Annotated in this window: 6 protein-coding genes; 2 read left to right on the top strand and 4 right to left on the bottom strand. The window is 65.3% G+C overall.

Going from position 1 to position 7,615, the window contains the following annotated elements:
* The 4 genes from cydB to VK519_RS09000 form a co-directional block, all read right to left on the bottom strand.
* Window positions 1-938: cytochrome d ubiquinol oxidase subunit II (cydB, locus tag VK519_RS08985; RefSeq protein ID WP_324349168.1), on the bottom strand; the 938-nt coding region annotated here is incomplete at its 3' end.
* A 6-nt stretch (window positions 939-944) separates the two neighbouring features.
* Window positions 945-2,363, bottom strand: coding sequence for a cytochrome ubiquinol oxidase subunit I (locus tag VK519_RS08990; RefSeq protein ID WP_324349169.1), 1,419 nt, complete (start codon window positions 2,361-2,363; stop codon window positions 945-947).
* A 148-nt stretch (window positions 2,364-2,511) separates the two neighbouring features.
* A complete protein-coding gene (locus tag VK519_RS08995; RefSeq protein WP_324349171.1) occupies window positions 2,512-3,804 on the bottom strand; it encodes an NAD(P)/FAD-dependent oxidoreductase in 1,293 nt (430 codons plus the stop codon).
* 66 nt (window positions 3,805-3,870) lie between these two features.
* Window positions 3,871-6,051 carry a glycoside hydrolase family 3 N-terminal domain-containing protein gene (locus VK519_RS09000; RefSeq protein WP_324349173.1) on the bottom strand — a complete coding sequence of 727 codons (2,181 nt, stop codon included), beginning with the start codon at window positions 6,049-6,051 and terminating at the stop codon, window positions 3,871-3,873.
* A 267-nt stretch (window positions 6,052-6,318) separates the two neighbouring features.
* On the opposite strand from VK519_RS09000, the gene VK519_RS09005 reads away from it, so the two are divergent.
* On the top strand, window positions 6,319-6,891 hold the full coding sequence (locus VK519_RS09005) for a TetR/AcrR family transcriptional regulator (RefSeq protein ID WP_324349174.1): 573 nt from the start codon (window positions 6,319-6,321) through the stop codon (window positions 6,889-6,891).
* Between the two features lie 65 nt (window positions 6,892-6,956).
* The coding region (locus VK519_RS09010; protein ID WP_324349175.1) for an SDR family oxidoreductase at window positions 6,957-7,615 on the top strand (659 nt) is incomplete at its 3' end.

A 7,615-nucleotide genomic window follows, 5' to 3' on the forward strand; every position in this document is an offset into this window, starting at 1 on the left:
AGGATGATCGGCAGGATGATCAACACGCCTACCAGGGTGAATACCTGGCTGGAGTGCGGCGAGGACGCCTCCCAGATGGTGAGCGAGGGCGGGATGATGTTCGGGTAGATGCTGATCAACAGGCCGCTGTAGCCCAGGAAGATGATGGCCTGCGTCAGCAGGAACGGCCGCCACTCGTGCGCGCTGCTCGCCCCGCGGATGATCCCGGCCACGCATGCAAGCACCAGGATCGGCACGGGCGCGAAGTAGAGGAAATGCGCGCCGCCGAACCAGCGGTCGGCAATGTACTGATGGCTTAGCACGGTCCACAGGCTTACCACGCCGATGATCGCCAGCAGTGCCAACGCCAGCGGCTTGAGCATCAGGCGCATGCGGCGTTGCAGATCGCCATCGGTCTTCATCACCAGCCAGGCGCAGCCGGTGGTGGCATAGGTAACCAAAAGGCCCAGCCCACAGAACAGGCCGAAGGGCGACAACCAGGCATAGGGACCGCCCACGTACTTGCCATCGACGATGTCGATGCCCCGCAGCAAGGTGCCCAGGATCAACCCCTGGCAGAAGGTTGCGGTGGCCGAGCCCAGCATGAAGGCCAGGTCCCACAGGTGCCGCGTGCGATTGGCCTTGGCGCGGATCTCAAACGCCACGCCGCGGAATATCAGTCCGCACAACATCGCCACCAGCGGCAGGTACACCGCCGGCAGCAAGCTGCTGTAGGCCACCGGGAACGCGGCGAACAGGCACGCGCCCCCCAGCACCATCCAGGTTTCGTTGCCGTCCCACACCGGGGCGACCGTGTTGAGCATCACCTGCCGCTCGCCGTCCTGGTTGAAGAAGGGGAACAGCAGGCCGATTCCCAAATCGAAACCATCGAGCAGGATATAGAGGAACACACCAAGGCCGATGATCGCGGCCCACACCATGGGAAGGTCGATATGCATGGCCGTCTACTCGTCGATGGGGTCGGTGGGACGGGACATCGGCCGGTGGTCGTAACGCGCGCTGCCCTTGCCGGTATCGCCGCGCATGTCGCCATCGCCGTCTTTCTCGAGCGACGGACCGTTGCCCATCAGCTTGAGCATGTAATAGATGCCGGTGCCGAACACCAGGAAGTAGACGATGACGAAGATCATCAACGAGGTGCCCACCTGCTCGGCCGATAGCGCCGAGGATGCATCGGCTGTGCGCATCACGCCGTATACCACCCAGGGCTGGCGGCCCACTTCAGTGGTGATCCAGCCGGCGAGCAACGCCACCAGGCCCGAGGGCCCCATCGCCAGGGCGAAGCGCTGCAGCCATCGCGATTCGTAAAGCCCCTGCTTTCGCCGCAACACCAGGCCCCACAGGCCCAGGAGCAACATCAACAGGCCCATGCCCACCATGATCCGGAAGCTCCAGAACACGATGGTGGAGTTCGGGCGATCCTCAGGCGCGAACGCTTTCAGGCCCCTGATCTCGCCGTCCCAGCTATGGGTAAGGATCAAACTGCCCAGGTGCGGAACCTTCACCGCGAAATCGGTGCGCTCGTTCTTCATGTCCGGCCAGCCGACCAGGTTGAGCGAAGTACCGCCCTTCTCCGTTTCCCACAGGCCTTCCATCGCTGCGATCTTGGCCGGCTGGTGCTCGAGCGTGTTCAGGCCGTGCGCGTCGCCCACGGCGATCTGGATCGGCACCGTCACCAGGATCATCCACATCGCCATCGAGAAGGATGTCTTCACCCCGGGGTCGCGGCGACCGCGCAGCAGATGCCACGCGCCGCAAGCCGCCACGAGGGTGGCCGAGACAATGAACGCGGCCAACGCCATGTGCGCAAGGCGGTAGGGGAACGAGGGATTGAAGACGATCGCAAACCAGTCCACCGGGACGATCCTGCCGTCGACGATGTCGAAGCCCTGGGGTGTCTGCATCCAGCTGTTGGATGACAGTATCCAGAACATGGAGATCAGCGTGCCCACGGCAACCATCAAGGTGGCCAGGAAGTGCAGCTTCGGGCCCACGCGGTTCCAGCCGAACAGCATGATGCCGAGAAATCCCGCCTCGAGGAAAAATGCGGTGAGCACCTCATAGGCAAGCAAGGGTCCGGTAACGCTCCCTGCAACGCGCGAGAAACCGGCCCAGTTGGCACCGAACTCGTAGCTCATCACCACGCCTGAGACCACGCCCATGCCGAAGCCGACGGCGAATATCTTCGACCAGAAATTGAAGACCTCGCGATAGACCGGTTTGCCGGTGCGCAGCCACAGGCCCTCGAGCACGGCCAGGTAGCTTGCAAGCCCGATGCTTATGGCCGGGAAGATGATGTGGAAGGAGACAGTGAAGGCGAACTGCAGTCGCGCCAGGGTCAGGGCATCGTTGGCGACGATCATGGCCGCGGTGCTCGAAGGGCAACTTCAACGAGGATGGATGGCATGATCACAACCCCTTTGTGCGATGCGGCCAGCATACGCCCGGGTAGCCACTGCGCGCGCGGGTGCGGCGTTTTGCGCTACAGGCGCACTGCGGCAAGCTGTCGCGTCAGTGCAGCTTGAGCAGCGGACGTGTTCCCCGCGTAAGCAGGCCGCCCAGCATCAGCAGGCCGGTTTTCATCCAGCCGAACAGCGCCACCTGGTGCATGCGGTAAAGCGAAATGTAGACCACGCGGGCGAGCTTGCCTTCCACCATGCGGCCGCCGAAGAGGTCGCCGACGGCGTCATGGGAGGCCAGTGACACCAGTGATCCGTGATCGACGTAGATGAAGGGCTTCATGGGCTTGCCCTCGGCACGGCGGACGAAGTTGGCGGCAAGCAGGCTCGCCTGCTGATGGGCGGCCTGCGCTCGAGCCGGCACGATGCCACTGCGCCCGTCGCCCAGCGGGCACGCCGCGCAGTCGCCGAAGGCGAACACCGATGGATCGCGCGTGGTGGCCAGGGTTGCATCCACCACAAGCTGGTCGGCGCGGTTGGTCTCAAGGCCATCGAGCTCGCGCAGGAAGGCCGGTGCGCGGATCCCCGCGGCCCAGACCACGATGTCGGCGGCGAAACGCTGGTCGTCGCCGGCGTAGACGGAGCCGGCTTCCACCCGGCGCACGGGGCATGCGGTATGCACCTGGACGCCGAATTCCTCACGCAGCCGTGCCGTCACCGCGTGTCCGATGCGCTCGGGCAACGCCGGCAGCACGCGCGTGCCGGCTTCGAGCAGGGTGATCTCCAGCGCCACTTTTTCCGCGTCGCCTGAGTAGTGCGAATAAAGATTGGCCGCATCGCGCAGTTCCGCGGAAAGCTCGACGCCCGTGGCGCCTGCACCCACCACGGCCACCCGTACGGGCACGCCGTCGTTGCGCGAGTGCGCGGCGATGAAGCGATCACGCAGACGACGGCGCAAGGCTTCGGCCTGCTCACGCGTATCGAGGTAGATGGCATGCTCGCCTACCCCGGGCGTGCCGAAGTCGTTGCCGGTGCTGCCCACCGCCAGCACCAGCGTGTCGTAGGGCAACACGCGCGCCGGCACCAGTTGCACGCCATCCATGTCCACCTGTGGGGCCAGGCGAAGGCGCTTGTTGGCGCGATCCAGGCCGTCCATGCGGCCGTACTCGTACTCGAATCCATTCCACGTGGCCTGCGCCATGTAGTTGAGCTCTTCGCGCGACGCGTCGAGGGAACCTGCCGCTACTTCGTGCAGCAGCGGCTTCCATACATGGGTGAGTTCGGCATCCACCAGCGTCACCGTGGCCAGGCCCGGCTTGCCGAGTTTCCGGCCCAGGCGCGTGGCCAATTCAATCCCGCCGGCGCCACCACCGACGATGACGATGCGATGCGGGTTCGGTGTCACGCCAGGCTTCCTCCGGTTACTTGCATCGAAGCACGCTAGCGCAACGAATGTAAGAAACTCGTCGGGTCAGGGTGCGAGCAGTTCGAACTCCACCGGCTCACCGGTGGTGGACGAAGGGGACACCCACAACTGGAAAACACCGGGTTCGGCCACTGGCCGGGTGTCGGCGCCGGCAAAGGCGAGGTCATGGCGGGTCAGGGCGAACTCCACCTCGCGCACGGATCCTGCCGGGATGGTTACCTTGGCAAATCCCTTCAGCTCGCGCACCGGACGCACGCGGCTGGCCACCTTGTCGTGGATGTACAGCTGCACGGTTTCCTCGGCATCTAGCTCGCCGTGGTTGGTCACCTTGCAACGGATGGTAAGCACCTCGTTCCAGCCCACGCGCGTGCTGCCGATGGTGGGCTTGGCATAGGCGAAGCGCGCATACCCCAGGCCATGGCCGAACGGATACAGCGCCTCGTTGGTAAATTCACGCCAGCGGGATTTAAAAGCGTACGGCTGGCCCGCGATCTCCGGGCGGCCCGTGCGGCGGTGGTTGTAGTAATACGGTTGCTGGCCGGAATCCTGCGGGAAGCTCACCGGCAGGCGGGCGGAGGGCGAATAGTCGCCGAAGACGACATCAGCCACGCCCGGGCCCGTCTGGCTGCCCAGGAACCAGGTCACCAGAATGGCCTGGGCATCGCGCACGGCGCCGTGCAGCGCCAGCGCGCGGCCATTGCGCAACAGCACCACCACGGGCTTGCCGGTGCTTGCGATGGCTTCGGCCAGGGCCTGCTGCACCGCCGGCACCACGATCTGCGTGCGCGACTGCGCTTCGCCGGAATACACCTGCGGTTCGCCGATGGCCAGCAGCACCACGTCGGCGGCCTCGGCGGCGGCGATCGCCGCGGCGAAACCACCGGGCAGTTCGGTCTCGAAATCGCAGCCCGGTTCCACGCTCAGCATGCCTGCGTCGTCCATCGCCTGGCGCAGGCCGTCTTCCAGCGTGACGTGGCGCGCGGCATCGCCGAACAAGGTCCAGCAGCCTTCCAAATTCTGGCGGTCGCTGGCGAATGGCCCGATCAGCGCGATGCGCTGGCCGGACTTCTTCAGCGGCAGCACGTCACCGTCGTTCTTCAGCATCACGATCGATCGGCGCGCGACATCGCGGGCAAGTGCCGCGTGCTCGTCGCGCGTGACATCAGCGGTTTCGCGCTCGGCATCGAGCGAGCGGTAGGGATCGTCGAACAGCCCGACGGTGTTCTTGATGTTCAGCACACGGCGCACCGAATCATCGAGCATCGCCTCGGGTACCTCGCCGGTGGCCACGAGGTCGGGCAGGTGATCGGCATAGAAGCCGCTCTGCATGCTCATGTCCACGCCCGCGGTGAAGGCGAGCTTCGTGGCGTGGCGCGCGTCCACGGCAAAGCCGTGGGCGATCAGTTCCATGTCGGCGGTGTAGTCCGATACCACCAGACCGGGGAAGGCCCACTCACCGCGCAGCAGGTCGGTCATGATCTCGCGGTTGGCCGAAGCCGGCACGCCATTGATGTCGTTGAAGGCGCTCATGGTGGTGATGGCGCCGGCGTCGAAGGCCGCCTTGAACGGCGGCAGGTGCACTTCGTGCAAGGTCTGCGGCGAGATGTCCACGCTGTTGTAGTCCATGCCGGCCTGCACCGCACCGTAGGCGACGAAATGCTTGGGCGTGGCCAACAGGCTGTCGGCGGCGGTGAGGTCCGCACCCTGGAAGCCGCGCACACGCGCCTCGGCGAAGCGTGAACCAAGGTAGACATCTTCGCCCGCGCCTTCGGCCACGCGGCCCCAGCGCTGATCACGGGCAATGTCCACCGCCGGGGCATAGGTCCAGTGGATGCCAGCCGCCGTCGCTTCCACCGCCGCTGCGCGCGCAGTACGTTCGGCCAGTTCCGGTTCGAAGCTGGCGGCCTCGCCCAACGGAATGGGGAATACCGTGCGCATGCCGTGGATCACGTCCGCGCCGAACAGCAGCGGGATGCCCAGCCGGCTCTCTTCCACCGCCACGCGCTGCGACTCGCGGCCTGCCGCGGCACCAGCACCATTGAACAGCGCGCCCACTTTGCCGGCACGGATCTGCTCGAGCACCTGGGCGGCGTCGCGGGCGTTGGCCTCGGGGTTTACATCCGGCGCGAACGGACGCAAGGCGTCGGCGAAGCACCCCAGCTGGCCGACCTTCTCATCGATGGTCATGGAAGCGATGAGCGCGTCGATCTCGGCGGGGCTTTTCATTCGGCGGACGGACCTGCAAAAAAATGGCGCGCCAGCTTAGGGCGCGCTTGGCCATGCTCGCCTTGGGCGGCACGGGCGTAAACGTTTACGCGCATTAGATAGCTTTCAGCCCGCCCAATCAACCCGCACCCACCCCAAAGGGGTCAGAGTCATTTTATTCCCGGTAAATGACTCTGACCCCTAATGCTGTGACCCCTAATGCTCGGCCTTGCACTTTGTTCGGGGTGCTCATATGATTGAGTACACACTCACTTAAGTGGCCTGTTCATGGCTCGTCCCCGTAGTACCGACAAGCGCAATGCCATCCTCGCCGCCGCCTCGCGCGTCATGGGCGAACTTGGCCTGTCGGCACCGACGGCGCGGATTGCCAGGGAAGCCGGGGTGGCCGAAGGCACGCTGTTCACCTACTTCGCCAGCAAGGACGTGTTGCTGAACGAGCTCTACCTGGAGCTGAAGGACGGCCTGCGGCTGGCCATGCTCGGCGGTTATCCGGCCGCGGCCAGCCTTGAGGAACGGGCACGCCACGCCTGGTCGGGGTATGTGGCCTGGGGCCTGGCGCATCCGCAGGAACGGAAGGTGATGGCCAAGCTCACCCTGTCGGACAAGGTCACGCCGGAGACGCGGACCACCGGCACGGCCGCGTTCAATGCCATCACCGTGGCCCTGGGCGAGGTGACCGCCGCCGGTCCCATGGCAGCCCTGGGTGAGCGGTTCGTGGGGGCGATCATGACGTCGCTGGCCGACACCACGATCGAATTCGTGGCGGCCTATCCGGATAAGGCATCGGAGTACGCCGAAGCAGGCTTCCGCGCTTTCTGGCGGGTCGCCTCCGGCCACTGACCCATCCGTTTTTTTCTTTCAATAAATGAGTGTCCAAACACTCAATATCTATAGGAGTCAACCTCATGAGCAAGATCTGGTTCGTTACCGGCGCATCCCGCGGGCTGGGCCGTGACATCGTCGAAAACCTGCTGGCACACGGCGAAACGGTCGTCGCCACGGCGCGCGATGCCGCCACCCTGGACGACTTAGCCCGGGCCCATGGCGACACCCTCCTCGCTACCCGCCTGGACGTTACCGATGCCGCCTCGATCAAGGCCGCGGTCGACGCCGCCGTGGCGCGCTTCGGCCGCATCGATGTGCTGGTGAACAACGCCGGTTATGGCGAAGTGGTGCCCTTCGAACAGATGGACCCCGTTGAATTCCGCTCGCAGATGGAAACCAATTTCTTCGGCGTGGTGGAGGTGACACGCGCGGTGCTGCCGATCATGCGCAAGCAGCGGTCCGGCTACATCATGCAGGTGTCCTCTGTCGGCGGTCGCATGGGCACGCCGGGGTTGTCGGCCTACCAGTCCGCGAAGTGGGGCGTGGGCGGCTTCACCGAAGTGCTGGCGCGCGAGCTTGAGCCGCTGGGCATCCGTATCACCACGCTGGAGCCCGGTGGCATGCGTACCGGATGGGGCCAGCGCGCGCGCGGCAACCGCAAGCCGGTGATGGTCGACTACCAGGCGTCGGTGGGCGCGCTGAACGACATGCTGGCGCAATACGTCGGCAACGAAACGGG

This window comes from Pinirhizobacter sp., from assembly GCF_035317885.1.
Lineage (GTDB): Bacteria > Pseudomonadota > Gammaproteobacteria > Xanthomonadales > Rhodanobacteraceae > Pinirhizobacter.